Origin of the sequence: Pseudoalteromonas sp. S1609 (assembly GCF_005887255.1) — a bacterium.
GTDB lineage: Bacteria > Pseudomonadota > Gammaproteobacteria > Enterobacterales > Alteromonadaceae > Pseudoalteromonas.
The window spans coordinates 63446-90226 of the sequence record NZ_PNDJ01000012.1; the positions used below are offsets into that span (position 1 = coordinate 63446).

The following is a 26781-nucleotide window of genomic DNA, read 5'->3' on the forward strand; positions in this document are numbered from 1 at the left end:
CCTTTTTGAATAACTAGGAATAACCCCATGTTCAGTTTCCAAGGTGAAAATATACTCTCTGTTAATCAACTCGATCGAGACTGTATTGAACGCATATTTGCTGTAGCAAAAAAAATGGAGCCATATGCAAAAAAACAAAAGCGTACCAATGTACTTGAAGGCGCTATTTTAGCGAATCTATTTTTTGAACCTAGTACGCGTACTCGTGTTAGTTTTGGCACTGCGTTTAACTTACTCGGTGGACTGGTTCGTGAAACCACCGGTATGCAAAGCTCTGCGCTTGCTAAGGGCGAGTCACTATATGATACCGCACGTGTTATTTCAGCCTATGCGGATGCGGTTGCAATGCGCCATCCAGACTCAGGCTCGGTAGCTGAATTTGCAACAGGTTGCAGCGTACCAGTAATAAATGGTGGCGATGGACCCAATGAGCACCCTACTCAAGCGCTGCTTGATTTATTAACTATTGAGCGAGAGCTTAACCGCTTCGATCAAAATATTGATGGTATGCACATTGCGCTAGTCGGCGATTTAAAATATGGCCGAACCGTTCACTCGCTATCAAAGCTATTATGTCATTACAAAAATATTCGCTTTTCAATGGTTGCCCCTAATGGCTTGCAAATGCCTGACTCAATTTTATCTACCGTTGAAAATGCAGGACATAAAATTGAACTAGTTGATAAAATGGAAGGTAACTTAGCAGCCGATATCGTTTATCAAACACGCATTCAAGAAGAGCGTTTTCCGTCGCAAGAGGAAGCCAACAAGTACCGTGGTGGATTTAGAATTAGCCAGTCTATTTACAATAGCCATTGCAAACCTAATTCAGTATTAATGCACCCGCTTCCTCGCGATAGCCGTTTAGAGGCAAACGAACTTGATAACGACTTAAATGCTAACGACAATCTAGCAATATTCCGCCAAGTACAAAATGGCGTTCTTATTCGTATGGCACTGTTTGCTTTAACCCTCGGCGTAGAAAACAAAGTTGAGCAGTATGAAGTAGACGTTCCTTGGTTTAGCCGCAAACGCGATAGCTAAGCTCTTATTTTTAAAGTGATAAAACAATAGGATTTTTCATGACAATTAGCCAAGACTTATTTAAACGAGCTCAAGACTCTATTCCTGGTGGCGTAAATTCACCAGTGCGTGCTTTTAATGGTGTAGGTGGTACTCCGCTGTTTATTACTAAAGCACAGGGCGCGTTTACATTTGATGCTGATGGCAACCGTTATATCGATTATGTAGGCTCTTGGGGTCCAATGATTATGGGCCACAATCACCCTGAAATTAAACAAGCAGTGCATGATGCGGTAGAAAATGGTTTAAGCTACGGAGCGCCTACTGAAGCTGAAATTTTAATGGCTGAAAAAGTTAAAGAGCTAGTACCATCAATCGAAAAAGTACGTATGGTAAGCTCAGGTACAGAAGCAACAATGAGCGCAATTCGCTTAGCCCGTGGCTTTACTGGTCGTGACAAAATTTTAAAATTTGAAGGGTGTTACCACGGCCATGCAGATTCACTGCTAGTAAAAGCCGGCTCTGGTGCATTAACTATGGGTGTACCTAACTCTCCGGGCATTCCTGAAGATTTAGCTAAGCACACACTCACGGTATCGTTTAACAATATTGAAGAAGTGAAAGCGATTTTTGCTAAATACGCCGATGAAATCGCGTGTATTATTGTTGAGCCAGTTGCAGGTAACATGAACTGTATCCCACCAGTACCTGGCTTTTTAGAAGGACTGCGTGAAGTCTGTGATCAGTACCAATCTGTGCTTATTTTTGACGAAGTAATGACAGGTTTTCGTGTAGCCCTTGGTGGCGCTCAGGCTTACTACAACATCAAACCAGACTTAACCTGTTTAGGTAAAGTAATTGGTGGTGGCATGCCAGTAGGCGCGTTTGGTGGTAAAACAGAAATTATGGATTACATCGCACCTGTAGGCCCAGTTTATCAAGCGGGTACACTTTCAGGAAACCCAATTGCGATGGCTGCAGGTTTAAAATCACTTGAGTTACTAAGTGCACCTGGCGTTCACGAAAAATTAGAAGCTATTAGTAAAGCGATTTGTGAAGGCTTTGAAGCTGCAGCTAAGAAAGCAGGCATTGCCTTAACGACTAACTACGCTGGCGGCATGTATGGCTTTTTCTTTACTGATGCAGAAAAAGTAACTACTTACCAACAAGCCACTGAATGTGATTTAGAGCGCTTTAAAAAGTTCTTCCACTTAATGCTTGAAGAAGGAGTTTATTTAGCACCTTCAGCGTTTGAAGCTGGTTTTGTTTGTGCTGCGCACACAGAGCAAGAAGTTCAAGCAACAATTGAAGCGGCAGAGCGCGCTTTTGCTAAGCTATAAGTACACTTTATAACGTTATTAATTACGTATAAAACACAAATTAATAATAAAAAATTGAAAAAGAGCCCGAAAGGGCTTTTTTTATTTGTAAACGCTTATATTTGAATAATAATTAGACTTTATACGGTCTATGTAGCCTAAATCAATTATAAGAGAAAACTATGTCAGGATTAAGACACTTAGCAGCCCCCGCCATCACACTCATGGCAAATTTAAAATATAAAACAAAAATTAGTGTTGTGTTTGGAATTTTATTATTACCATTAGCGCTGAGCTTATTTTTTTTAGTGTCTTTGCTAGGTAACAGTATTAGTGTTTCGCAAATGCAGCAACAGGGCTTAAAAGGTTACCATCGCATCTTAAGTAACCAAATAGATGGCAACACAGATAAAAATCCACAAGTTGCGCGTGCGTTAGGCTATCAAATCAATAGTACTAAAACTCAGGATATACTCGAGTTTATTTCTATTGAATCTAACTTAGCGTTAGATAACCAGCTTGCAAGCTCCTACCTTAACCGCTCATTAGTACTGCCTTTACCCTCGCTAATTGTCCAAATTAACTTACTAACACGAAGTGCAAACACTGTGATCGATAATAATCGATTTACTCCTGAAACCTTTATTGCGCTATCTAACTTAAATAAATCGTTACCCCTTTATGAAAATCAATTATATAAAACACTTAAAGTAGCAACCGATGCTGATAGCACCGTGAGCGAAGCCTTATCTGCGCCACTAAAACAATTACACAGCGCAATCAATACATTTAAAAACGCCATAGAAAAAAAATTACTCGAACCTGACAACATAGCCTTAACAAAAGCAGAATTTGCGAAGCTCACTAACAATGTAAACACGAGTATTAATACGCTAGTTGAAAAAAGTATCCCAACTCTTGAGAGTCTTATTGAAAAAAAATACGCCTCACAATTGTGGATACGCAACTTAGTATTAGCGGCCTCTGTGATCAGTTTGCTATTTGCTTTATATCTTATGGTCGGCTTTTACTTTGTTGTAGTTGATACTATTACCCAATTTGCTCTTTGTGCAGAGCAAGCAGCCAATGGCGATTTAAACTCGAAGATCAATTCAAGTACTCACGATGAAATGGACATCATTGCCCAAAGGTACAATGCTTTATTACGTGCTTTTACACAGCTATTAGAGAAGGTTAAAAGCAGCACACATTCACTATCTGATGCAACCTACTCCTTATCTCATGTAAGTAGCCAAACGAGTCAGGATGTAGAAAAGCAGCAAAACCGCGTTAATGCTATTAACTCAGCCCTAAGTAATATGAGCCATAGCGCACACAGCGTTGAGGACTCAGCTAATAAGGCAATGCTCACAGCTCAAAAAGCAACAAAACATGTTAAACAAGGCGCAGATAACACGATGGAGCTGGCTAAATACATGCAGGACTTAAAAGTTGAATTTACACACAGCCAGCAATCGCTTAATAAGCTTGCCCAAGATAGCCAAGAAATAAGCAAAGTAAGCAAAGGGATAAGTGAAATAGCCGAGCAAACCAACTTGCTAGCACTTAATGCCGCTATTGAAGCCGCTCGCGCAGGAGATCATGGCCGTGGTTTTGCAGTTGTTGCAGATGAAGTAAGGACACTCGCTAAACGCACACAAACGCAAACCCAAGAAATACATCAAATTATTAGCTCGTTGCAACAAGCATCTGAAGATACACAGCAAAAAATGCATTCTAGTGTAGAAAAAATGGAGCAATCTGTTGATGCCGCAACACAAACAAATCAAGTGTTACAAGATGCAGAATACAGTATGAATATGATTAAACAACAAGGAGAAGAAATAGCCCTGCGAGTAAAAGAGCAATCACAAGCTACGGCACAAGCTCTAGGCGACTCTGAGGAGGTGAGTAACCTAGCTAATCATACGCTTAGTTCGGCACAGTCTTCCTTACAGGATGCTCAGCGATTACAGCAACTATCGGATGATCTGACTAAATCAATGCAATTTTTTAAATCTTAAAAAATTAATAATTGCCCCGTCCTGAAATAATTTGACGGTTTTAATGAGGGGCTTGGTGTGTCAGTACCAAGTTTTTTATACACTTGATTTGGTATTTTCATACCCAAACTTAAGTACGAACGCATTTCATTTTATATGAATATCAACTCCTCAACAAGCAGCTTAACTCTACCATGTATAACATTTATACAGTAGGAATATTACTTTAATATCCCGTTTCTACGCTCTACTCAGGTGTTTTGATAACAGTTATATCCGTCATCGATGGCTTAATTCTCTCTTTAAATAACTCATCTTGATATACTTCAGAGCAACACTGTAAACCTCTATCTGAATGATGAATCGCGTCACATTTAAAAACGCTATGCTTAATCGTCATATATAGCGCTTTCATTTCATCACTCAGCTCATAATCCATTATTCTCCGACTATAACTATCAGTTACTAATGACCGTTAATATATGCTTTGCGCTTGCTTGTGTGTGAAGTCACCTTTTTCTACTTACTTAACAACGGATAGTTTAAAGCCTAATGTACAATCTCGTTGGGTACGCTTAGCGCCCTTAATTTCAATGGTCTTCATAAATAGATCCTAAATGTGTAAATGCATTTCAGGACAAAAAAAGCTTTCGCATAAAAAAAGCCCTTTCGGGCTTTTTTATTATTTATATTATTGTGATGCTATATAAAGTTTAGAATCGAGCTTCAAACCCTATACGAACATAACGTGGAGTCTGCCAAGAGTAAGCAGCGTCATGGTAAGCATTAACTTCGCCTTCATTTTGCTCGTAATGCTCATTCAAAGAAGCCTCTGACTGACTATTTAATATGTTGAACACATTGATTGATGCTCTCATATCAATATCTGAAACAGTAAAGTCATATGCAGCAGATAAATCTAAGTTAAATGTCCATGGTGTACGACCATTTGTACCACGGTCATGCTTCTCATAGATTTTTTCTTCTTGCTCACATTCACCATTACCATTGGTATCAGGACACTCATTTGTGTAAATGTAGAAAGTATCACCCCAACCACCATTTAGATTTGGATCTTTTGACGGGTAACCTTGGCCGAATAAACTTTTAGGACGACCACTTTGTAATGTTGCATTCCAACCTACAGTCAAGTTTTCAACTGGCTCCCAACTACCAAAGAATTTAAATGTATGACGACGATCATTAGGTTGATAACCCTGAGAGCCATCCATTACAGCTGGGAAGTCGAAGTCTTGTGTAATACCCGCATCAGCTTGGCCAATATCGGATTTAACAGCACCTTCAAAGTTACCAACACTTCGTGCCCATGTATAACCAAACTGGTAACGAATCGTATCAGCCTGATAATTTAAGTTAAACTCTACGGCGGTATATTCATTATTAGCCTTAGGTAAACCAATAGTGTCAGCAGAGTAAGTCGTTAGTGAACCTTCATCTGGAACACCGTCGTTATCAAAGCTTGAATCACCCCAATCAGTACCATTCCAATAGTAACCATCACTATACCAGCTAGAAGATGAACCAGGATTAATCATCACACAATATGGGTAAGCATAACGACCACAGTAATCATCTAATGCAGTAGCAACTTCACGATAAACACCTTTAATACCAACAGTGTACTCATCATTTAGTGCTTGCTGTACACCTAAAATATATTCATCTTTTGAAAATGGTTCGGCTTCTTGCGCTTGGAAAATATCTTTTTCTGGGATAACCGGAACACCACTTACTTGTTGTGAGTTTGCTAAACCGCCTGAGCCAAGAGTATCTGCCAAAGGAGCCAAACCTGTAGGTGCTCCTGTCGTTGCATCAACACCCGTATACGTGTAAGCAGTAGTAATATCACTTACCCCAGAAGCTGCACGGAAAATAGTGTTATTTGCAACAGGTAAGTAATAACGTCCATAAGTACCATATACTTTAGTGTCGCCAGTGCTCGTTGGATCCCACGTGAAACCTAAACGAGGAGCAACATCCGTTTTGAAGCTTGTAAGTAGCTTATCTGTTGTGCCCCAACTATCAAACTCATCTATACGTAAGCCAACAGTTACCGCAAAATCATCTGTTACTTGCCAATTATCTTCTATGTAATAAGCCGTAAGCTCTGACTTAAAGCTACCGCCACCATCAAATACTCGATCTTCAACGTATTGCAATACATTACCAGTATTGTTTGTTAGTGCGCCATTATCAGCTTGAAAACTGCCGTTAGCCGCTAGTGTACGGTAATCATAACTGTGGCCACCGATAGGACGACTCACACGCTCAGATTCACGCTCTTGATAATCGATACCAAAGCTAATCTGATGGTCTTGCCAAACATACTCAATATCAAGGCGGTACTGAGTATTTTCATCATTATTTGCACCAAAGCTACCACCAGCACCACAACCAGTGATTGGATTAGAAGTACCACGAGAATCTGTAATACTTGGGCAAATTAAGTTTTCTGATTGCGTTTCATACTCAGTCTCAATTGTACCAGCCATTGCTGTGACAACTAAATCTTCAGTTAGTACACCTGTGTAACTCAAGCTTTGCGCTTCGCCACCACGCTTAAGTAATGCACCATCTTTGCGGTCGCCTATAACACCGTTGCTGTAATCATAAACAGAACGCTCAATATCACGACGATTTGAATAAGCAAAATAGCTTAAGCGATGGTTTTCATTAATATCCCAATCGAGTTTACCACCCCAGAATAAATTATCTCCGCCAGATGCAGATTCTTCTCGGTACTGATCGTTCGGTGAAAATTCATCTCCACCCCAAGTATAAGACGACTCAGTATCACGAGGGTTTATTAAACCATAGAAAAAAAGTGTGTCTTCAATAAGTGGGCCACCAACAGCAAGTGTAACGTCAGTCTTGTTATCAGAGTCATAGCTTTCATCTCTGAAAATTTGACCTGCTCCATTATTGCCACGAGAAATGCTGCCCTCTTCTTGCAAAGAATCAGGTTGGTACTGAACTACAGCAGAAAATTCCCACTCGTTAGTACCGCCTTTTGTAGTTGTATTAATAGTACCACCAGTAGCTCGGCCAAACTTGGCTGAATAACCACCGGTTTTAACTTGAAATTGGTCATAGAATTCAAACGGGACTTCGCCACACCCTAAGCCTTGGCGAGTATTAGTAACTTCTAACCCATTAATATAACATGCATTTTCAGCAACAGAAGAACCACCAAATGACGCTGTATTTCCAAATGCGCTATCGCCTTTTACAGCCCCAGGTGCTAATAATGCAACTGATGTTAAATCACGATTAATTGGCATTCTGTCAATTTCAGCATCTGTAATAACTAGGCCCGAATCAGCTGTTGAAAGATCTATTGATGAAATACGAGCACCAACAACTTGAATTACCTCTGGGCCAGAAGAATCGAAACTGTTTAGGTCAAAGTTAGCTTTTGAATTGGCACCTAAAGAGACTCTAACGCGGTCTTCAGCAACTACAGCATCGCCTTTTAATATTTGTATCTCGTAACTACCTGTAGGCAGAGAGGCAAAGCGAAAGGTACCTTCACTAGAAATACTTAGAGTTCGCTCTAAACCAGTTGCAGGGTTTTTAACTTTTACAGTGTAAGAACTATTATCATTAATATTATTTACAGTTCCTATTACATCAGATGCAACAGCAGGTAATGCTAGGCCTAAGGATGCTGATACGGCAATTGCCGTTATACTTTTCCTAAATATTGATTTCATTATTTATCCCTGTTTGAAATTATAATTATATGCCTTAAAGGCATATTTATAATATGCTTATGAAACAAAAATGCAAACAAAAAAACCAACAAAGTTAACAAAAAACAAACAAATACCCATTCCTTTAAACTAACAACAGGTGAACAATATTTATACTATAAAAATAAATAAAAACATTTCACTAGTCCTTTATTAAAGAAATCCATAAAAAAAAGCCCTTTCGGGCTTTTTTATTTTTATTACCTAGCGAATACACTGGGGTCTTGGTTTAAACTCACTGGCCCTAAGTGGTAATTGAATCACTTTGCCACACCCTGGTGGTGCTTGCTTCCCCGTTTGCTCGTTTACAAATGCCCACCGAATTGAAGGTGGACGAGTATCGGCAATGGCTTGGGGGTTTAGCGGTTTTAAATAACGAATATAGGTTTCAAGCGCCCCGACACTACCAGTCAAACCAGTGCTTTTATTATCGTCACGACCTAGCCAAGCAACAGTCACTGTATTTTGATCAAACCCGGCAAACCAGCTATCGCGTAATTCGTTACTGGTACCTGTTTTACCAGCTAACTGAATCGACGGAAAATGTAAATTTAAGCGCTTAGCGGTGCCATCTTTAGTTACTCGCTTCATAGCGTATTTGGTCATGTACATGGCATCTTTATCAAAGCGTTGTTCGTTACTCACTTTATGCTTATAAAGTACTTTACCAACAGAGTCAGTTAATGCCGAGATAGACGTCAGCTCTCTGTATTCGCCATCAGCAGCAATAGTGGTATAAAGCTGGGCCACTTCAAAACTCGACATTTCAATAGCCCCTAATAGCAGCGACGGGTATTCATTAATATGGCCTTTAGCACCTAGTCCTCTGAGTGTATTAGCAACTTTATCAACCCCAACATCAAGCCCTAAGTTAACTGCCGGAATATTAATGCTGTGGCTGAATGCTTTATAAAGAGGCACGGCGCCTCGGTATTGATGATCAAAGTTTTCTGGCTGCCATACTTTTCCCTCTTCGTTGGTGACTTGCACGGGTGAATCATCAAGCAATGTCGCTAAATTATAATGAGGAAGCTGCAGTGCACTTAAATACACTGCCGGTTTAACTAATGAGCCAATATTGCGCTTGGTATCAAGCACCCGGTTAAACCCTGAATAGCGCACATCACGTCCAGACACTAACGCTGATACACCAGCTTTTTCAACATTAACGGAGATCATTGCCGCTTCTAATTCTTTGGTATTTGGACGCCTTTCCAAATAAGGTAAACTGGCCTTAATCGATTCTTCCATTGCGGTTTGTTTTTGCAAGTCAAAGTAGGTAAATACGCGCACTCCTGCATCTAATACTTCTTGATCAGGTAGCAGCTGTTTCAACTCGCGATTAACCAACTCTAAGTAACCTGGGTAAGACTTTTGTAAGCTGGCTTTCATTGGCGCAATATCAATTGCGCGCTTTAATGAGGCTCGATACTCTTTAGTGGAAATAAGTTTGTTATCGACCATTAAACGCAGCACTAAGTCACGACGCTCCATAGCACGTTCTTTATAACGTCTAGGGTTATAATAAGAAGGGCCTTTAACCATGGCCACCAGCAGAGCAATTTGGTCGTACTCAAGTTCATCAACGGGTTTTGCAAAGTAAAACTCAGCAGCCAGCCCCATCCCATGTACTCCTTGGTTATAAGACTGACCTAGGTAGACTTCGTTTAAATAGGCTTCAAGAATCTGATCTTTTGAATAACGATAATCAAGAATAAGCGCAATAAAAGCTTCATTGATTTTACGTACTAATGAACGTTCACGGGTAAGATAAATATTTTTAGCTAGCTGTTGCGTCAGTGTGCTGCCCCCTTGCACGGTTCTTCCTGCGCGAATATTGGTATATAAAGCCCGTAAAATAGAAAATACCGATACCCCATGGTGATCATAAAAATCGCGGTCTTCGACCACTAACAAAGCATTTTTAAGCATGTCAGGAAATTTATCTAATGGCACAAATTCGCGGTCTTGTTTTGAGTCATTACCTATACGGGCTATTTGTACAGGCTCTAATCTGGCAGTGTTTAAGCGACGACCGAATTTATCTTTAATACTGGCAACCTTTTCTCCAGAGAAACGTAGTTCAATTACGTGAGCATTTTCTAAACCATCATAAAATTCAAAATCACGACGAAAAATCTTAATACTATTAGCTGTTTTAATATATTGCCCTGTGCGGCTTAAGCGATTAACTGCCGTGTAATTTAAACGTTTAAGCTCCCATAAAACTTCTTGCTCAGATAAAAACTGCCCTGGAAAAAACGTCATTGAACGAGCATACACTTGGGCTGGAAGTTGCCATTTATTGCCTTCAAATTGGCGGGTGATTTTTGCATCAAGATAAATAAAGTAAAGTGCTACAGCGATGAAAGTCGCCAGACTCAGTTTCCAAAAAATAGAAAACAACGTTTTTAAAAATGGCCGTTTAGCCGAACTTGCGGTTTTTTTTGCAGCACTTTTTCGCGCTGATGTTTTAGATGACTTAGTAGCGCGCTTAGTCGAGGGTTTACTGGTCGGTGTTTTCTTTTTTTCAGCCATTTAAGTGTAATACATTCCAAAGGTTGATTTAACGCGAGGAGCTTATCACATTACTCTAACACCTGAAAAATTAACCCTTCCTGAAATCAAAAAAGCCCTAACTGAGTAGGGCTTTGATTGAACACACAATACTTTTACTTTTAATTACTTCTTACTGAAACAAATTCTGGGTAAGCATCAATACCACAATCATGTTGATCCATACCGTTTAGCTCTTCCTCTTCGGTAACACGAATACCCATAGTTTGTTTTAAGACTGCCCAAACAATGAATGATGCGATAAACACAAAGCCAATGATACATAGTAAACCAATTAACTGTGCCACAAGGTTAGCCTCGGCATTAGTAACCGGCACTAATACCACACCTAATATGCCACATACACCATGCACAGAGATGGCACCTACAGGGTCGTCAATTTTCACTTTATCAAGTGCCACAATGCTTAGTACAACCAAAGACCCACCTAGTAGGCCATATAAACACGCCATTAATGGTGATGGTGATAATGGATCTGCAGTAATAACCACTAAGCCTGCAAGTGCGCCATTAAGTACCATGGTTAAATCTGCCTTACCCCATAATAATTTACATAAGAACAAGGCTGAAATTGCACCCATAGCTGCAGCAGCATTGGTGTTAAGTAGTATTTGACCTACTGCAGTTGCATTTTCTTTATCTGAAATTAATAACTGTGATCCACCGTTAAAGCCAAACCAACCCATCCATAAAATAAATGTACCCAATGTAGCAAGTGGCAAGTTTGAACCTGGAATTGGGTAAATTTCACCATTTTTACCATATTTACCTTTACGTGCACCCAGTAGAATTACACCCGCAAGCGCTGCAGCTGCACCGGTTGCATGGACAATGGCAGAACCTGCAAAATCAACAAAGCCTAATTCAGATAGGAAGCCGCCACCCCATGTCCAGTAACCTTCAATTGGGTAAATTAATCCTGTAAGTACTACTGTAAACACTAAGAAAGCCCATAACTTCATACGCTCCGCTACGGCGCCAGATACAATAGACATAGCCGTTGCAACAAATACTACTTGGAAGAAAAAATCAGACTCTAGTGAATGATCGGCGTCTGCAGCTTGACTACCTATTAGGCCACCAAATGAAGGAATTATTCCGCCTTCAACGTTGTCTACATACATAATGTTGTAACCGACCAACAAAAACATAGTACAAGCGATAGAATAAAGTGCGATATTTTTAGTTAGGATTTCTGTAGTATTTTTTGAGCGCACTAAACCAGCTTCTAACATTGCAAAACCAGCTGCCATCCACATAACTAAGATGCCAGAAATTAAAAAGTAAAACGTATCGAGCGAAAACTTCAGCTCTATAATTGTATTTTCCATGTTGCCCCCTTAAATTGCGTCATCATCAAGTTCGCCTGTACGAATACGGACGATTTGATCTAGGTCGTAAACAAAAATTTTGCCGTCACCAATTTTGCCCGTTCCAGCAACTTTGGTAATGGTTTCTACAACGCGTTGGCAATTTTCACTTCGAGTGGCAATTTCAAGTTTAATTTTAGGTATAAAGTCAACTTGGTACTCTGCACCACGGTATAACTCTGTATGACCTCTTTGACGTCCAAACCCCTTAACGTCAACCACTGTCATTCCTTCGATGCCTAAATCAGCGAGTGCTTCACGCACATCATCTAGTTTGAATGGCTTTATTATTGCACTGATCATTTTCACAAAGGCCCCCTTAGGACACTAGCTTGTTATTGTATTTGCTCTATACAATCCAACCTTTGTGCCACCTTTAAATTACAAATAAAAACAGAGGGTTATTAAATTAAATAATATAAAAAACAAAAAAGCGCACCATTTAGGTGCGCTTTTTTTAAGCAAAATACAGAATTGGTGCGAGTCGATAAATACGCAAATAGTCGTCTTTAACTAACCGTTACACTCCCAAATACACATTGATAACGTATTTAAGATTAAAGTTACTCTGTCGCATCGAAAGACAAAGCCGGTTTTTTAGCATCACTTAGCCATATTGACTCCATAGTTTGCACCACTCGAAAGTGAAACTCTTCATGGGTGAAGGGTTTAGTTAAAAAGTCATTCGCACCTGATTTAATAAATCGTGCAGCAACGCCATAACTATATACATCAGCTAAACCAATAATGGCCAATTGCTCACGGCTTTTAATATTTCGAATTGCTCTAATTAATTCAAAACCATTCATACCTGATAAGTTATGGTCAGTGATCACTAAGTTGATTGCCTGATCATGCTCAAGTATATGAAGAGCTTGCGCACTATTATCAACAGTAATGACGTCAAACAATTGTTTTTCAAGCATTTGCTTAACCAAGCTACTGCTCAATAAGGAATTATCTACAACCAGCGCTTTGCGCCCCTGGTTACGCAATAACTGTGCTACAAATTTTATGGCGTAAAGATAAGAGTCGCGATTATCTTTAATGACGTAATCGATAATACCTAATTCCAGCATTTTTAAACGTGTATGTTCATCTGTTTGCGTTGTCATCACCAACGTAGGGATACCTTGCGACAGTGTAAAGCGAGTTATATCAGTATCGATTTGACCACCAACAGATAAATCAACTAACGCGAGCGAATAACTAGTTTGATTTAGTAACTTTTTACATTGAGTAAGTGACTGAGCGAAATCAACCCGCACATCAAGGTAATGAGCAGCAATATGTTTGAGTACCTGTTTTACCCTTATATTATCTTCAACAATTAAAACCCGTTGCATAAACTCCCTTTCATTTACGTTCACCCTTTATGGTAATAAACCTAAAAATAAATCACTCTCAAGCATCCATTTAAAAACAATTAAAGCGACCAATAACTTAAAAAACTTAATTAATAATTAAATTTTTTAATCGCCTTAAACTTACAGTATGGTATACACATCAAGTATATTTCGCCTGTTTGCTATGTTGAGATTAATCTTAATTACATAAACTCAACGATTATTATCGGCAGCTAGTCTCAATACTTTTGTTTTTTACTCAAATATCGCTATAACTGCAGTACATAAAATAAAAAGGGTTAGTTATGAAATTTAGTCGAAGTCTATTTTTACCCATTGCCGCAATTGCACTTACATTTACAAGTGCAACGTTTGCCGATAATCAACGCCGTATTGATATCGACAGTAAAGTAGTTACTCAGCACAAAGCAAAAATAAATAACGAACGATTTTCTTATACGGTAGCAACAGGCACACAACCGGTATGGGATAACAAGGGAGATGCCATAGCAACCCTTCAATATACTTACTACACCCGCGATAAAGTAGATGACAGAACAAAGCGTCCATTACTTATTTCATTTAATGGTGGCCCAGGCTCAGCATCGGTTTGGATGCATTTAGCTTACACCGGCCCTCGTGTTTTAAAAATTGACGACGAAGGCTACCCAATTCAACCTTATGGTGTAAAAGATAACCCTTATTCGGTTTTAGATGTAGCGGATATCGTTTATATAAATCCTGTAAATACAGGTTATTCACGTGTTGTAGAAGATAAAGACGGTAACCTTTTACCCAAAGATAAACAAAAAGAGCTATTTTTTGGCGTTAATGCCGATATAAAGTACCTCGCAGAATGGCTTAATACTTTTGTATCTCGAAATGAACGTTGGCGCTCTCCAAAGTTTTTAATTGGTGAAAGCTATGGTACTACTCGTGTATCGGGTTTAGCGCATGAGCTGCAAAATAGTCAGTGGATGTACATTAACGGTGTTGTACTCGTTTCTCCTACCGATATCGGTATTAAACGCGACGGCCCAGTAAAAGCCGCTAACCGCCTACCTTACTTTGCTGCAACAGCATGGTATCACAAAGCACTAAACGCCGATTTACAAGCAAAAGATTTAGACGAGCTATTACCAGAAGTTGAACAGTTTACTGTTAATGAGCTCATCCCTGCGCTTGCAAAAGGCGGTTTTATTGCGCCAGACGAAAAACGTCGTATTATTAAAAAAATGGCTGAATATGCGGGTTTATCTGAAACATTTGTTAGTCAAAACAATTTAGATATTCCAACACAGTTTTTTTGGAAAGAGTTGTTGCGTGAACGCGGACAAATGGTTGGTCGACTGGATTCGCGCTATTTAGGCATAGATAAACGCGATGCCGGTGAGTCTCCAGATTACTGGGCAGAGCTTACATCATGGCTGCATTCTTTCACTCCTGCAATTAACTATTATCTTCGTGAAGAGCTTAATTACAAAACCGATATCAAATATAACTTATTTGGTAACGTTCACCCATGGGACAGAAGCGGAAATAATACCGGTGAAAATTTACGCTTAGCCATGGCTCAAAACCCTTATTTAAATGTAATGGTTCAGGCGGGCTATTTTGACGGTGCAACCAATTACTTTGATGCCAAATATACTATGTGGCAATTAGATCCAAGTGGTAAAATGCAAGATAGGTTAAGCTTTAAAGGCTACCGCAGTGGCCATATGATGTATCTACGCCACGCAGATTTAGAAAGCTCTAATAACGATTTACGCGAGTTTATAAATCAGTCTTTACCCAAAGACGGTGAATCAGCTAAATACTAATTAGCTTTTACCCACTAAAAAGTGACCTCTTAGGTCACTTTTTTGTTTATAACTGCGGCGGTTCGGTATGTGTGCAATTACCGGTGCGAATAACGGTTGGCTTTGCTATGTACTGCTTAGTAGTGAGTATTTCAGCAAGATTTATTAGCGTCTTAAGGGTGCTTTTTAGGGCGATCCGATTATTTAACCACGTGGGTATCTTACCGCTTGGTAACGCATATACCTGATAACTAATGTGCAAATTTTTCGCCTGCTGAGTTAACAACCACATTGCATCTAAGGTGCTTATTCTTATTACACCTTTAGTTTTAGGTAAAAAATCTGGGCGCGCGTGAATACTAAGCTGCGTTTGCAACGAACTCACCCTTGTATAGCACGAATAAGTAATCACATCTCTATTGCTAACAGGCCACGGGGAGTCAATATAACTATAAACAAGATTTTCTGAAGGGCTTAAACTTTTGAGTAACGTGACCTTAGTAATATTTTCTATCCAGCTAGGAGCTGTATCGGTATCACTAAGTAAAGCAACTAAATCCTCTGCGGTGACATTGTTAACCACCGTTTCAGCTTTCATTTTCACGGTATCATTAGTTAAACGCTGAAAATAAACACTTACCCCTTGTTTACTTTCGTAAAGTTGCCAAGATGGCTGTGAACACACATTGGTAGCAAAACACAAAAGTGAAAAAATCATGCACTTTTGCAGCAAAATCCGGCTACAAAAGTGCTTAGCCATTAAAGCCAATAGGGTTCTGTATCAAATGAGGCGTGTCGACTTTGCTCCATGGCACTAACTAAAAAGTCAGATTTTTGTTCTAACCATAGTTGTATTTTTGCCAGTTGAGCATCTTCTTGCCCGCCACACAGCTGTTTTAAATAATCAAGCGTGCTTAACTCATACATCCCATGAGAAATATCCAGCCAAGGGAGCCTAAATTCTAATCGCTCATCTTTATTAAACAGTGCGCCTAAACAATTACCACTGAGTAAGCTATTTTCTAATTGAGTGCGAAAGTTTAAGTAATCATTGCCTGCTAAGCTTTGCTCTTTAGGGAGTAAACGGTGTAAGTTTTTCCAATCTTTATCAAATAAGCGATGAGCAATATCTAAAATAGGTTGCTCTGCATTTTGAAGCTCTGCTTGGCTCCAATCTTTACGCCACTGCTTATTTATCAGCCACGTTGTTAAGCTCAGCAATAAACGGTTGTAGCGAGCACTATGAAAAAGCGAAAAAATATCGTCAATGCTCGGCTGTAACTCTTTTAAATCGTTTATAACTTGCGTTAACGCAGGAGCACTATTTATTTTTTTATAAAAAGCATGGCGCTTAGAGGTATAAGTTTTTAACTGAATCGCATTTTCAACCCATGCTAATTCACTTAATAACCACTTTAGCTCTGTTCTGAGGTGATCGGTACTTTCTTTACTAACAATATCGTCAAACAACCAAAAATTGTGTCTAATTAAACTAATGCCATCGGTTACCCGCTTTAATGTTTTTAAGCTCGGCTTATCGAAGTAGCATTGCTCGTGTTTTTGCACAAAGCGAATTCCAAACCCCATAGCTTCAATAAGAGCTTGCTCTTGAGTGACTTGCTTATTAAGTTTAACAAAGCCGATTGATTTACTTGGTTGTAGCGGTGTTTCATCCGCAAGGCGATAGCCTCTTGCTGCTTTTGAATAGAGCCCTAAACGAATGCTGTTTTGGCTCACTAATATATCTGCAAAAGCAAATAGCTCCTCACGACTACCTTCAACCAGCTCGATTTCAAGCTCGCTGATGATTTCTACCTTACCTGACGCAGCAATTTCACCTTTATCTAATACCACTTCAATTTTGGCACCATTTGGGGTTTCTATTAACCACTTACGGCGAATAAAATTAGTACTAAAAATAGGGTATAGATTTTGTGATATGGCATCAATTTGCATACCGTGAGGCCAAATTGATGAATCAAACGTCATTAGATTTGGTCGGTTTGTTTCTATTGGAAGATTGTATTCTGGGCGCTGATGTAAGCCCCCGACCACTTCTCCTGCTAGCTTAATTGTTTGCTCACAGCGCTCGTCTGTACAACGCGTTCTAAAGCCAATATCGAGTGCTCTTAACTCTCTGCTTGGTGTATCATAATAAGCATTTTGCAAACTTTTAGAAGGTTTGTTTGTGACTGTTTTTGCAAATTGAGTAATTAGTGAGGGGATCAGTGGAATGACGTCATCTGATACCAAAAATTTCAGTTCTATCTCAGTATCCATTAGGCTTGCGGATTACCCTTAAAATTAATAAGTGCTCAAAATAAACAAAGCAGCCCTATATTGCAAATTTTTTAGTCATAAACACGCAAGCAAAATGCTCTGGTTACAATATCTGTCTTGCTATTAAACTATTAAATCCATACTATCTATATACTTATGCGAAATAAAAATCACGTTCACAACGGACACTGCTAGATTAACAAGGTAGATAAATGCTAAAACACTGTTTACTATGGCTGCTTTTAACAGCCGCCCCGTTTATGAGCCAAGCAGAGGAAGCTCAATCAACGTCGCCGACTAATGCTAAAACAGCTTATATAATCGATAATTTGTATACTTTCATGCGCTCAGGTGCCAGTAAAGACTATCGCTTACTTGGTTCAATAGATGCAGGTACACAACTCACTTTATTATCTGATGAACAAAATGGCTTTATAAAAGTTAAAGATGATAAAGATCGTGAAGGCTGGGTAGAAGCTAAATTCATTAGTGAATCAGCGGGTTTAAAACAACAATACCAAGCCCTCAATAATGAAATAAGCACTATGCAAAATAGACTTCGCCAAGCGCAAGTTGAGTTACCTGAGCTGCAAGAGCAAAACACACAGTTAACCGAACAAAACGCGCAACTATTAGCACAAATTAGTCAGTTACAAGGTGAACTTTCTCAAGAACAACAACTAAAACAAGCAACCAGTGCTAAAGAAAAACGCCAGTTACTTACTTACGGTGGAGCCATTGCATTTTTAGGTTTGTTCTTAGGGATTATCTTAACTATCGTGTTATCACGAAGAAAACGCTATGAAGGTTGGGCATAAGCTTAACTTAATATAGCAGGCATAAAAAAAGCATCATATGATGCTTTTTTTATGCCTGCTATATTTTATCTTTAAAAAAATACCTGCGTTATATATCTAAACGAAGCCCAGGGTCTTGTTTGATTTTTTCTATTACCATGTAAGTGTGGTGTGTGCCCACTCCCGGAATATCAACCAAATCACCTAATACTTCTCTGTATTCGTCCATGTTGGAAACGCGAATTTTTAATAAATAGTCATAACCACCCGCTACCATATCACACTCAACAACCTGCTTAATTTTAAGAATATGTTCACGAAATACTTTAAATACGGCTGTATTTGAGGTAACTAATGATACCTGCACATGGGCCACTAAGCTTTGATTAAGTTTTTCCTCACTTAATTTAGCGAAATACCCTTCAATATAGCCCTCTTGCTCTAAACGTTTAACCCTATCTAAACAGGGACTGGGGCTTAAATTCACCTGCTTTGCGAGGTTAACATTTGAAATTCTACCATTGCGCTGCAAAACGTCTAAAATTGATATATCGATACGATCAAGCAGGCGTAATCTATTCGGATTAGTCATATCAGTATTTTATATGGATAAGTTAATAATATGCCCTGTAAATTATCGTAAAACGGCGAAATTAACCAGCATATTCTGTTGGATTTTAATTAGAATGCACGCTTTACACCAACAACATTTAGCGGTAATTAACAATTATCCTAAGTCTTAACACTCCTGAGGGTTGCTTATGTTATTCAATGGCGATTTAACAACGACTTGTCCGATCAGACAGAAGATCCGTGACTTTTACCGTATTGATGAAAATGCGGTTATTGATCACATTTTACCACTTGCAGAAGTCGGTGTTAAAGCACGAAGCCGTGCATGGGAAAGAGCTCGCCAAATAGTTTTAAACATTCGTAAAGACCAAGATGGTCAAAGCGGTGTTGATGCGCTATTAAATGAATTTTCACTATCGAGTGAAGAAGGTGTGGTATTAATGTGTTTAGCCGAAGCATTGCTTCGTGTTCCTGATAAAGCAACTCAAGAAACATTAATACGTGATAAATTAGCAAATGGCGATTGGAGCTCTCACTTAGGTAGTAGTGATTCTTTATTCGTTAATGCCTCGTCTTGGGGATTACTAGTAACCGGTAAAATGGTTAACTATAACGACAAAACGAAAGAGCAGCAGTTTGGCATACTTAAAAAAACAATTGGTCGTTTAGGCGAGCCAGTTATTCGTAAGTCTGTGAACTTTGCGATGAAGATAATGGGTAAGCAATTCGTAATGGGTCGTACCATTAACGAAGCAATTGAGCGCGCGGCTGAAAAAGAGCAAAAAGGCTATGTATATTCATACGATATGCTAGGTGAAGGCGCTCGCACAATGAAAGACGCTAAGCGTTATTTCGACAGCTACATGAATGCGATTCATGCTATCGGTAAAGCGGCGAATGGTCGTGGCCCGATTAAAAGCCCAGGTATTTCTGTAAAGTTATCGGCTATTCATCCGCGTTATGAATTTACTCATAAAGAGCGCGTGATGGAAGAAATCGTTCCAAAACTAAAAGAACTTGCTCTTGCCGCTAAAAAATACGACATCGGTTTTACTGTTGATGCTGAAGAAGCAGACCGTTTGGATATTTCTCTCGATGTTATTGAAGCGGTATTTAGCGATGACGACCTTGGCGATTGGCAAGGTTTTGGTTTAGCGGTTCAGGCGTATCAAAAACGCGCTATTTTTGTTATTGAATGGCTAACAGACCTAGCAACCCGTGTGGGTCGTAAAATGATGGTGCGTTTAGTAAAAGGCGCATACTGGGATACCGAAATCAAAACCACGCAACAAGATGGTTTAGACTTCTTCCCGGTATTTACCCGTAAAGCAACCACAGATGTGTCATACAAAGCATGTGCGATTAAAATGCTTGAAGCACGAGATGTGCTTTACCCGCAATTTGCAACACACAACGCCTATACTGCAGCGACTATTTTAGAAGTAGCGAAAGGTGATAACCAAGGTTTTGAATTCCAACGTCTGCACGGTATGGGTGAATCTTTATTTGACCAAATCGTTAATGAAGAAAAAATCCAGTGTCGTGTATACGCACCAGTAGGCCAGCACGAAGACCTACTTGCTTACCTTGTTCGTCGTTTACTAGAAAATGGTGCTAACTCATCTTTTGTAAATGCCATTGTAGATACCACTCAACCGGTTGAAGCATTATTACCAGATCCTGTTGAAACACTGCAAGGATTACGTAATAAGTACAACACGCAAATAAAAATGCCAATTGATTTATACGGTGAAGAACGTGCCAACTCAAAGGGTATGGATTTAACTGATATTAACGTGATAACCCCGTTTAAAGAAAATTTAGACACTTGGTTTGAAGAGCACTTAATTGAAGAAAGCCAAGTACCAGAGGGCGCGCTGGCAGTTAAAAACCCAGCAAACCATAAAGAAATTATTGGCCATGTGAAATTACAAAATAGCGATGAAATGAAAGTGTTGCTAGCCAACGCTGAAACCGCTTTTGAATCATGGTCACAAACGCCAGTAAAAGAGCGCGCTAATTTATTGCGTCGCGTTGCTGATATTTTAGAGCGTCATCATGATGAACTTGTTGCTATCTGTATCAAAGAAGCAGGTAAAGTGGCACAAGATGGTATTGATGAAGTACGCGAAGCGGTTGATTTTTGTCGTTACTACGCTGCCCGTGCTGAAGAGCTTGCTCAAGATGAGCGCTTTGAAGCTCGTGGTGTGATTTTATGTATTAGCCCATGGAACTTCCCACTCGCTATTTTCTTAGGTCAAGTTGCAGCTGCTATCGTTACGGGTAACACTGTAATTGCAAAACCTGCAGAACAGACGAGCTTAATTGCCCTACGCGCTATTGAATTAATGCTTTCTGTTGGTTTACCTGAGCACGTTGTACAGCCTGTGATTGCTCGCGGTAGCGAAGTAGGTAAAACCATTGTGCCAGATGAGCGCATTCAAGCTGTTATGTTTACAGGTTCAACTGAAACGGGCACGCTTATTTCGCAAACATTAGCTGCACGTAACGATATTCAAGTACCTTTAATTGCAGAAACTGGCGGTCAAAACTGTATGATTGTTGACTCAACAGCGCTTCCTGAGCAAGTTGTTGATGATGTTATCAGTTCTGGTTTCCAAAGTGCCGGTCAACGTTGTTCGGCATTACGCGTGCTCTTTATTCAAGAAGATGTTGCTGATGGCATTATCGATATGATCAAAGGCGCACTTGCTGAGTTACATATTGGCGACCCATCATTACTCTCTACAGACGTAGGCCCTGTAATTGATGAAAAAGCGCTGAAAACACTTAATGCTCATGTTGAATACCTAAAAGGTAATGCAACACTTCACTACGAGTGTAAAATTCCTGATAACAGCGAAAATGGCGCATTTTTCTTTGCACCACGTTTATACGAAATCAAAGACTTATCGGTATTAAAGCGTGAAGTATTTGGCCCGTGTGTACATGTGATCCGCTTTAAAGCGAGTGAGCTTGATAGTGTTGTCGACCAAATTAACAACACCGGTTACGGCTTAACAATGGGTATTCATTCTCGTATTGAAGAGCGCTGTGAACACCTAGCTAAAATGTCGCGCGCAGGTAATGTTTACGTAAACCGTAATATGATTGGTGCGATTGTTGGCGTGCAACCATTTGGTGGCCGTGGACTATCGGGTACTGGCCCTAAAGCCGGTGGACCAAACTACCTACAACGCTTAATTAAAGAAAAAGCATCACCAGATAACGTACAAATGACTAACCTAACGCCAGACGAGCTTGATTTACACCACTACAGTGGCGCAAATGAGCAAGTAGAAAAGCTAATGGTTAACTCTATGCGCGATGAAAAAATTTGGCGTGCAACACCACTGAATGATCGTGTTTCTGCGGTGCGTCAGTTATTAGCGAAAGTAGCAACCGTTGAAATTATTGATGATCTTGCAGACGATTTAGCGTTAACGCTTGCCGATGCACGTGCTCAGTTAAACCGCTTAGAAAAGCACATGCGCAAATATACAACCTTACCGGGGCCAACGGGTGAGTCAAACACTCTTCACCTTGAAGCACGCGGCTGTGTAGTATGTTACGCAGATAAGAGCACCTCATTTAACTTTTGGGCACTATCGATTATTACCGCGCTTGCTGCTGGTAACACGGTAATAACGGTAGCATCTGAAATATTTTATGATGAAGCGGTTGCTTTTAGAGATAAGTTTATTGCGACTGGCGTTGCTGAAGGTGTTTTCCAAGTAGCTAAACCAAATCAATTACAAGCGATATTGGCGCATCCTCACCTAGCCGGTGCGGTAGTTGCTGCACGTTCTTCTCGCTTAGGCTACTTCAGCCAACAGCTTGCACAACGTAAAGGCGCAATACTACCAGTGATCAGCTCTGAGTATTACGACACGCTAATTAAGCGCTTAATTACTGAAAAAACAATCAGTATAGACACGACGGCATCAGGCGGTAACACCTCATTGATGACCCTTGTTGAAGATGATGAATAGCAATTAATGCATTAATCTAAATAAAGGCATCTATTTGATGCCTTTTTTATTCCTATCTACGCATTTATTTGTTAATTTAAAAAATAATAACTGTTAATTAGAGTTCACTTTGAAAATCATTCCTACTTCACAGCTAAAGCCTGGTATGTTTGTACAAAAAGTTGTTAAACAAACTGGTAGCATTAGAATAAAAAACCAAGGCTGGGTTAAAACTCAAAGTGGAATTGATAAATTAATAAAATCAGGAATTTTAGAGGTTGAAATCGACCCTGATAAAATGCTCGAATCTGAAGCACCTGAAACACAAGCAACCTCACCTACTCAGCACGAAATCAAAAAGCGCGATCCTTGGTTAATTACCCACAGTGCTGAGCAAGAAATGAGTAAAGCTAAAAAGCTTTACGATGAAGCAAAAAACCTGCAAACCAAAGCTTTTGGCGATATAGAGTCTGGGCGTACTGTTGATGTTGCGCCTTTTAAAGAACTGGCTAGTGGGTTTATTGACTCCGTATTTAGAAATCAAGATGCTCTAGCGTGCATTACACAAATGCGCCAAAAAGACGCCTATTTGTTAGAGCACTCGATAAATGTGTCTATTTTAATGAGTATTTTTGCCAAACATCTCGGTATTGAAAAAGCAATTATTGAAGAACTTGCCACTGGCGCTCTTTTACATGATATGGGAAAAATAAAAATCCCTGATGCTATTCTCAACAAACCAGGTCGTTACACGGACGAAGAATTCAAAGTGATGCAAAATCATGCGCTCTTTAGCAAAGAGATACTAGAAGACGCAGGATTAACGGGGATTGCCGTAGATATTGCAGGTATGCATCACGAGCGTTTAGATGGTAAAGGCTATCCCTTTGGCAAACAAGGCAATGAAATAAGCCAGTACGTTCGTATGGCGTCTATTGTTGATGTTTATGATGCATTAACCGCTGAACGGGTTTATAAAGCAGGCATGGAGCCAATTAGAGCATTTAAAATTTTAAAGCAAGGCTGCCCAGATAGCTTTGATGGGGTGCTACTTAATAAGTTTATTCAGTGCATTGGTATTCACCCTGTGGGCACACTGGTAAAACTCTCAAGCCAAAAGGTGGGACTCGTTACTCAAAGCAATCCTGCAACACCATTAAAGCCAGTAGTAAAAACGTTTTTTAATGCAAAACATGGGCGTTACACTGAAGTTCAAGACGTTGACTTATCAAACAAAAGAACGCAAGACACGCTTGAATCAGCAATAAAACCCAAAGAATATAATATAGATTTAGAAGGCTTTTATAGGCACTCTATCTTTAGTTAATTGGCCACTATTGTGGCCAATCTTGCAAGGCTTTTAAGCTAAATTCATAACCATCGAAATCAAGTACGCTCTGATCTGGCGCTATTTCTAACACCTTCAACGCACCAATAGACTCCCCTTCATATAGCTCTCTGCCATTGAGCTTTATCCAGCGTTTATCCGCAGCTGAAGAATAAATGTGCGCCTGATACTTAATACTTGGTAACATACTTTGTAAGCCATCAGGAAGTAGCTCAACAGGCTGTACTCGTGATGAAAGGCGAGAGCCTTGAGTTACTTCATAGTCGGCTGTTGTTTCTGTGCTATTAACGGCTTGCGCAAACGCATTTTTCAGTGTGTCGGGAACCGTATCAAGTTCATCATTTGACTCTGGCTGCGCAGGCACATTTTGATTAAGTGGTTTACCTAACACCTTATATTTACTCAACTCATCTGCAGTAAGTGTTCTTTTCGCTGATTGAGTTGGGACACTTTGCGGTTGGCTGCTCGGTGATTGAAAACTAGATGAAGCGTTATTCTGCGTCGAGAAATTTTGCGTTTGCCCTTGAGACGCTTGATTAACGCTCATAGGTAAATATTGTCCTTGTGGCGTCAGCAACATTTGCTGTACACCCGTTGGGGTTTGTACATAAACCAACTGCCCTGCCAGCGGCACAGAATTGTTAGGCGCAGCTGTTACAATGGGCGCTTGAGGAGTTGTTACTGTTTGAGCAACCGTTCTTTGTACTTCCTCTGCATTTGTTGTTGATTTTTCTACAACCCCTGACTCTTTTTGACTAAGGTCATTTTGAACAGGCTCATTTTTAACGGTTACATTTTCTTGTTGCGCCCACTTGCCGACAAAGAAGCCACTGGCCAATATACCCGTTGCCAATAAACTTCCTGCGAGTAAAAAACTAATTCGACGATAGGTCATCAACTGGCGTTGTTGTTTTAATTGTTGCGCTTGCAAGTCATATTGCTCAGCGCTCATGGTATCGTGCTTTGACTGCTTTAACGCATCTAATAAATAAGACATGAATCACCTAACTAAAAAATAAAAGACAGGCCAATTCCTGCACCAAAAAGCATTAACGCAGCAGCGCTATAAGGCCAAATCGAACCTGTTTTACTCACCTTATTATTTGTAACAATAAAGTCGATAGGTAAAGATTCACTCGCCGCTTGTTTAACAATATCACTGCCAACAATTTCTTGTTGTTTCGAAAATGCCCCTACTAATGCGCGTTCACACACCAGATTCATTAATCGTGGCACACCGCCTGTGAGCTGATGCACCATTTGCATTGCTTCCATTGAAAATATTTTCTTGTCACAACCTGCAATATGCAGCCGATGTTGAATATAAGCAATGGTTTGCCCTGGTGTTAGTGCTAACAAGTGATATCTGGCAGTAATACGCTGTGCCAGCTGCCTTAACTCATTTCGCTTTAGAAGTACCTGTAACTCAGGCTGCCCTACTAATACTATTTGTAATAACTTTTTATGATCCGTTTCAATATTGGTTAATAAGCGAAGTTGTTCTAGCACATCAGGGGCAAGCAATTGTGCTTCATCAATAATCAAAATAGTATGCCCCCCCGCTTTATTATTAAACTCAAGGTGCTTTTTAATCACATCCGTTAAACTTTTCAGGGTTGCATTTTTGGCGTCGTAAGTTATTTGTAATTCATCGCAAATACTGGCTAACAGTTCAAGTTCTGATAACGCAGGATTATGGATCATGGCTACTTGGGTATTTTCAGGCAGTCGCTCTAACATACTACGCGTTATGGTGGTTTTACCCGTACCCACTTCACCTGTTAACAGCACAAAACCACCGTCTTCACCTAACCCATAAGTAAGGTGTGCTAATGCTTCTTTGTGGCGTTCACTTAAAAATAAGTAATGGGGGTTAGGCGAAATTGAGAATGGCTTTTCTTGTAAACCAAAATAGCTTAAATACACCTTTATAGTCCTTGGTCGTTAATTCACGGCCTATAATGGCAAAAAAATAGCCTGGGTGACAACTACAACCAGGCTTTATTATTAAAATAGTGTAAATAAAAAGGCTAAACTAAATAAAAGCGCATTTTTAGATTCGCTAATACATTAATTAACTACTTCTCATAGCGTACTAGGCGTAAATATACATTACTTGTTTTAGCATGTAAGCTATTTAAACCACTGGAAAATTGATAAACCCATGCCGAATTTATATTACTAATACCCGAAGTATTAGACCAATAATTTTGCGACTGCGTTGCTAAAAAAATATCCGCATCAATACTTGGGTCGGTACAACGGTGATCAACGATACTGGCTAACTCTTTAATACTTGGTACTTGCCAATCGCTATAATCTGCGGTGCTGTCATTAACTGCGCCTTTAAGTGAAGCTTGCCAATTTAGTGGCTGAGTATCACCATCGCAGCTAGTTGTTTCGCTATTATAAACTTGGCCATAATTACAGCGTTGCCACATCAGCCCTGTTTTAGTATCTGACACTGTGCCATCAATATTAATCACAAATCGGTCGGTATCATCGCTAGTCGCAACTTCTTCATAACACTGCTGCGCTGCAAGTGACTGGCTCAATCCTAAGGCTAATAACATAGAGACTTTAATTAATTTCATAATAA

General features: G+C 39.7%; 18 protein-coding genes and 1 pseudogene. 7 read left to right on the forward strand and 12 right to left on the reverse strand.

Annotation, left to right across the window (positions count from 1 at the left end):
• The first annotated feature begins 27 nt into the window (after window positions 1-27).
• The 3 genes from CWB76_RS04105 to CWB76_RS04115 all read left to right on the forward strand — a co-directional run bounded on the left by CWB76_RS04105 (window position 28) and on the right by CWB76_RS04115 (window position 4366).
• Entirely contained in the window at window positions 28-1044 is a 1017-nt protein-coding gene (locus CWB76_RS04105; protein ID WP_138605637.1) for an aspartate carbamoyltransferase, read from the forward strand.
• 38 nt (window positions 1045-1082) lie between these two features.
• Entirely contained in the window at window positions 1083-2363 is a 1281-nt protein-coding gene (gene hemL / locus CWB76_RS04110) for a glutamate-1-semialdehyde 2,1-aminomutase (RefSeq protein ID WP_069440337.1), read from the forward strand.
• Between the two features lie 161 nt (window positions 2364-2524).
• A complete protein-coding gene (locus tag CWB76_RS04115; RefSeq protein ID WP_138605639.1) occupies window positions 2525-4366 on the forward strand; it encodes a methyl-accepting chemotaxis protein in 1842 nt (613 codons plus the stop codon).
• Here the strand turns inward: CWB76_RS04115 and CWB76_RS20555 are convergent.
• The 6 genes and pseudogenes from CWB76_RS20555 to CWB76_RS04145 all read right to left on the reverse strand — a co-directional run.
• Window positions 4363-4817: pseudogene (locus tag CWB76_RS20555) on the reverse strand (transposase family protein); the annotation flags it as partial. The gene CWB76_RS04115 and the pseudogene CWB76_RS20555 sit on opposite strands and share 4 nt — an antisense overlap.
• 241 nt (window positions 4818-5058) lie before the next feature.
• Window positions 5059-8079: a TonB-dependent receptor gene (locus CWB76_RS04125; RefSeq protein ID WP_138605643.1), complete on the reverse strand. Its 3021-nt coding sequence runs from the start codon at window positions 8077-8079 to the stop codon at window positions 5059-5061.
• 243 nt (window positions 8080-8322) lie between these two features.
• Window positions 8323-10656 (reverse strand): penicillin-binding protein 1B, encoded by a 2334-nt coding sequence (mrcB, locus tag CWB76_RS04130; RefSeq protein ID WP_036985023.1) that lies wholly within the window; start codon window positions 10654-10656, stop codon window positions 8323-8325.
• 140 nt (window positions 10657-10796) lie between these two features.
• Entirely contained in the window at window positions 10797-12026 is a 1230-nt protein-coding gene (locus tag CWB76_RS04135; protein ID WP_054202014.1) for an ammonium transporter AmtB, read from the reverse strand.
• A 9-nt stretch (window positions 12027-12035) separates the two neighbouring features.
• Complete coding sequence (locus CWB76_RS04140) at window positions 12036-12374, reverse strand: P-II family nitrogen regulator (RefSeq protein WP_010391070.1); 339 nt, start codon at window positions 12372-12374, stop codon at window positions 12036-12038.
• Between the two features lie 254 nt (window positions 12375-12628).
• Window positions 12629-13411 (reverse strand): response regulator, encoded by a 783-nt coding sequence (locus tag CWB76_RS04145; protein WP_138605645.1) that lies wholly within the window; start codon window positions 13409-13411, stop codon window positions 12629-12631.
• 305 nt (window positions 13412-13716) lie between these two features.
• Here CWB76_RS04145 and CWB76_RS04150 point away from each other — a divergent pair, with 305 nt between their 5' ends.
• Window positions 13717-15234 (forward strand): S10 family peptidase, encoded by a 1518-nt coding sequence (locus CWB76_RS04150; RefSeq protein WP_138605647.1) that lies wholly within the window; start codon window positions 13717-13719, stop codon window positions 15232-15234.
• 46 nt (window positions 15235-15280) lie between these two features.
• On the opposite strand, the gene CWB76_RS04155 is transcribed toward CWB76_RS04150, so the two are convergent.
• A complete protein-coding gene (locus CWB76_RS04155) occupies window positions 15281-15973 on the reverse strand; it encodes an START domain-containing protein (protein WP_138605649.1) in 693 nt (230 codons plus the stop codon).
• Window positions 15973-17493, reverse strand: coding sequence for a CYTH and CHAD domain-containing protein (locus CWB76_RS04160; protein WP_138605651.1), 1521 nt, complete (start codon window positions 17491-17493; stop codon window positions 15973-15975). Before CWB76_RS04160 ends, CWB76_RS04155 begins: the two co-directional genes overlap by 1 nt.
• Window positions 17494-17705: 212 nt before the next feature.
• On the opposite strand from CWB76_RS04160, the gene CWB76_RS04165 reads away from it, so the two are divergent.
• Window positions 17706-18311, forward strand: a complete 606-nt coding sequence (locus tag CWB76_RS04165; RefSeq protein WP_138605653.1) for a TIGR04211 family SH3 domain-containing protein — start codon at window positions 17706-17708, stop codon at window positions 18309-18311.
• An 88-nt stretch (window positions 18312-18399) separates the two neighbouring features.
• On the opposite strand, the gene CWB76_RS04170 is transcribed toward CWB76_RS04165, so the two are convergent.
• The gene (locus CWB76_RS04170; protein WP_010391063.1) at window positions 18400-18882 is read right to left on the reverse strand and encodes a winged helix-turn-helix transcriptional regulator; all 483 of its coding nucleotides are present in this window, start codon (window positions 18880-18882) and stop codon (window positions 18400-18402) included.
• Between the two features lie 169 nt (window positions 18883-19051).
• On the opposite strand from CWB76_RS04170, the gene putA reads away from it, so the two are divergent.
• Together putA and CWB76_RS04180 are read left to right on the forward strand one after the other, a co-directional pair.
• On the forward strand, window positions 19052-22855 hold the full coding sequence (putA, locus tag CWB76_RS04175) for a bifunctional proline dehydrogenase/L-glutamate gamma-semialdehyde dehydrogenase PutA (RefSeq protein ID WP_138605655.1): 3804 nt from the start codon (window positions 19052-19054) through the stop codon (window positions 22853-22855).
• A 109-nt stretch (window positions 22856-22964) separates the two neighbouring features.
• Complete coding sequence (locus CWB76_RS04180; RefSeq protein WP_138605657.1) at window positions 22965-24161, forward strand: cyclic di-GMP phosphodiesterase; 1197 nt, start codon at window positions 22965-22967, stop codon at window positions 24159-24161.
• 7 nt (window positions 24162-24168) lie between these two features.
• Here the strand turns inward: CWB76_RS04180 and CWB76_RS04185 are convergent, their stop codons facing one another.
• The 3 genes from CWB76_RS04185 to CWB76_RS04195 all read right to left on the reverse strand — a co-directional run bounded on the left by CWB76_RS04185 (window position 24169) and on the right by CWB76_RS04195 (window position 26776).
• The gene (locus tag CWB76_RS04185) at window positions 24169-25179 is read right to left on the reverse strand and encodes a general secretion pathway protein GspB (RefSeq protein WP_138605659.1); all 1011 of its coding nucleotides are present in this window, start codon (window positions 25177-25179) and stop codon (window positions 24169-24171) included.
• 11 nt (window positions 25180-25190) lie between these two features.
• Window positions 25191-26108 carry an ExeA family protein gene (locus CWB76_RS04190; RefSeq protein WP_058154289.1) on the reverse strand — a complete coding sequence of 306 codons (918 nt, stop codon included), beginning with the start codon at window positions 26106-26108 and terminating at the stop codon, window positions 25191-25193.
• Window positions 26109-26260: 152 nt separating this feature from the next.
• The gene (locus CWB76_RS04195) at window positions 26261-26776 is read right to left on the reverse strand and encodes an Lcl C-terminal domain-containing protein (protein WP_138605661.1); all 516 of its coding nucleotides are present in this window, start codon (window positions 26774-26776) and stop codon (window positions 26261-26263) included.
• Window positions 26777-26781: the final 5 nt, after the last annotated feature.

Bases quoted from the DNA above. Each gene is read 5' to 3' on its own strand.
- CWB76_RS04105 (WP_138605637.1), top strand. From the start codon at position 28: ATGTTCAGTTTCCAAGGTGAAAATATACTCTCTGTTAATCAACTCGAT.
- hemL (WP_069440337.1), top strand. From the start codon at position 1,083: ATGACAATTAGCCAAGACTTATTTAAACGAGCTCAAGACTCTATTCCT.
- CWB76_RS04115 (WP_138605639.1), top strand. From the start codon at position 2,525: ATGTCAGGATTAAGACACTTAGCAGCCCCCGCCATCACACTCATGGCA.
- CWB76_RS04125 (WP_138605643.1), bottom strand. From the start codon at position 8,079: ATGAAATCAATATTTAGGAAAAGTATAACGGCAATTGCCGTATCAGCA.
- mrcB (WP_036985023.1), bottom strand. From the start codon at position 10,656: ATGGCTGAAAAAAAGAAAACACCGACCAGTAAACCCTCGACTAAGCGC.
- CWB76_RS04135 (WP_054202014.1), bottom strand. From the start codon at position 12,026: ATGGAAAATACAATTATAGAGCTGAAGTTTTCGCTCGATACGTTTTAC.
- CWB76_RS04145 (WP_138605645.1), bottom strand. From the start codon at position 13,411: ATGCAACGGGTTTTAATTGTTGAAGATAATATAAGGGTAAAACAGGTA.
- CWB76_RS04150 (WP_138605647.1), top strand. From the start codon at position 13,717: ATGAAATTTAGTCGAAGTCTATTTTTACCCATTGCCGCAATTGCACTT.
- CWB76_RS04155 (WP_138605649.1), bottom strand. From the start codon at position 15,973: ATGGCTAAGCACTTTTGTAGCCGGATTTTGCTGCAAAAGTGCATGATT.
- CWB76_RS04160 (WP_138605651.1), bottom strand. From the start codon at position 17,493: ATGGATACTGAGATAGAACTGAAATTTTTGGTATCAGATGACGTCATT.
- CWB76_RS04165 (WP_138605653.1), top strand. From the start codon at position 17,706: ATGCTAAAACACTGTTTACTATGGCTGCTTTTAACAGCCGCCCCGTTT.
- CWB76_RS04170 (WP_010391063.1), bottom strand. From the start codon at position 18,882: ATGACTAATCCGAATAGATTACGCCTGCTTGATCGTATCGATATATCA.
- putA (WP_138605655.1), top strand. From the start codon at position 19,052: ATGTTATTCAATGGCGATTTAACAACGACTTGTCCGATCAGACAGAAG.
- CWB76_RS04185 (WP_138605659.1), bottom strand. From the start codon at position 25,179: ATGTCTTATTTATTAGATGCGTTAAAGCAGTCAAAGCACGATACCATG.
- CWB76_RS04195 (WP_138605661.1), bottom strand. From the start codon at position 26,776: ATGAAATTAATTAAAGTCTCTATGTTATTAGCCTTAGGATTGAGCCAG.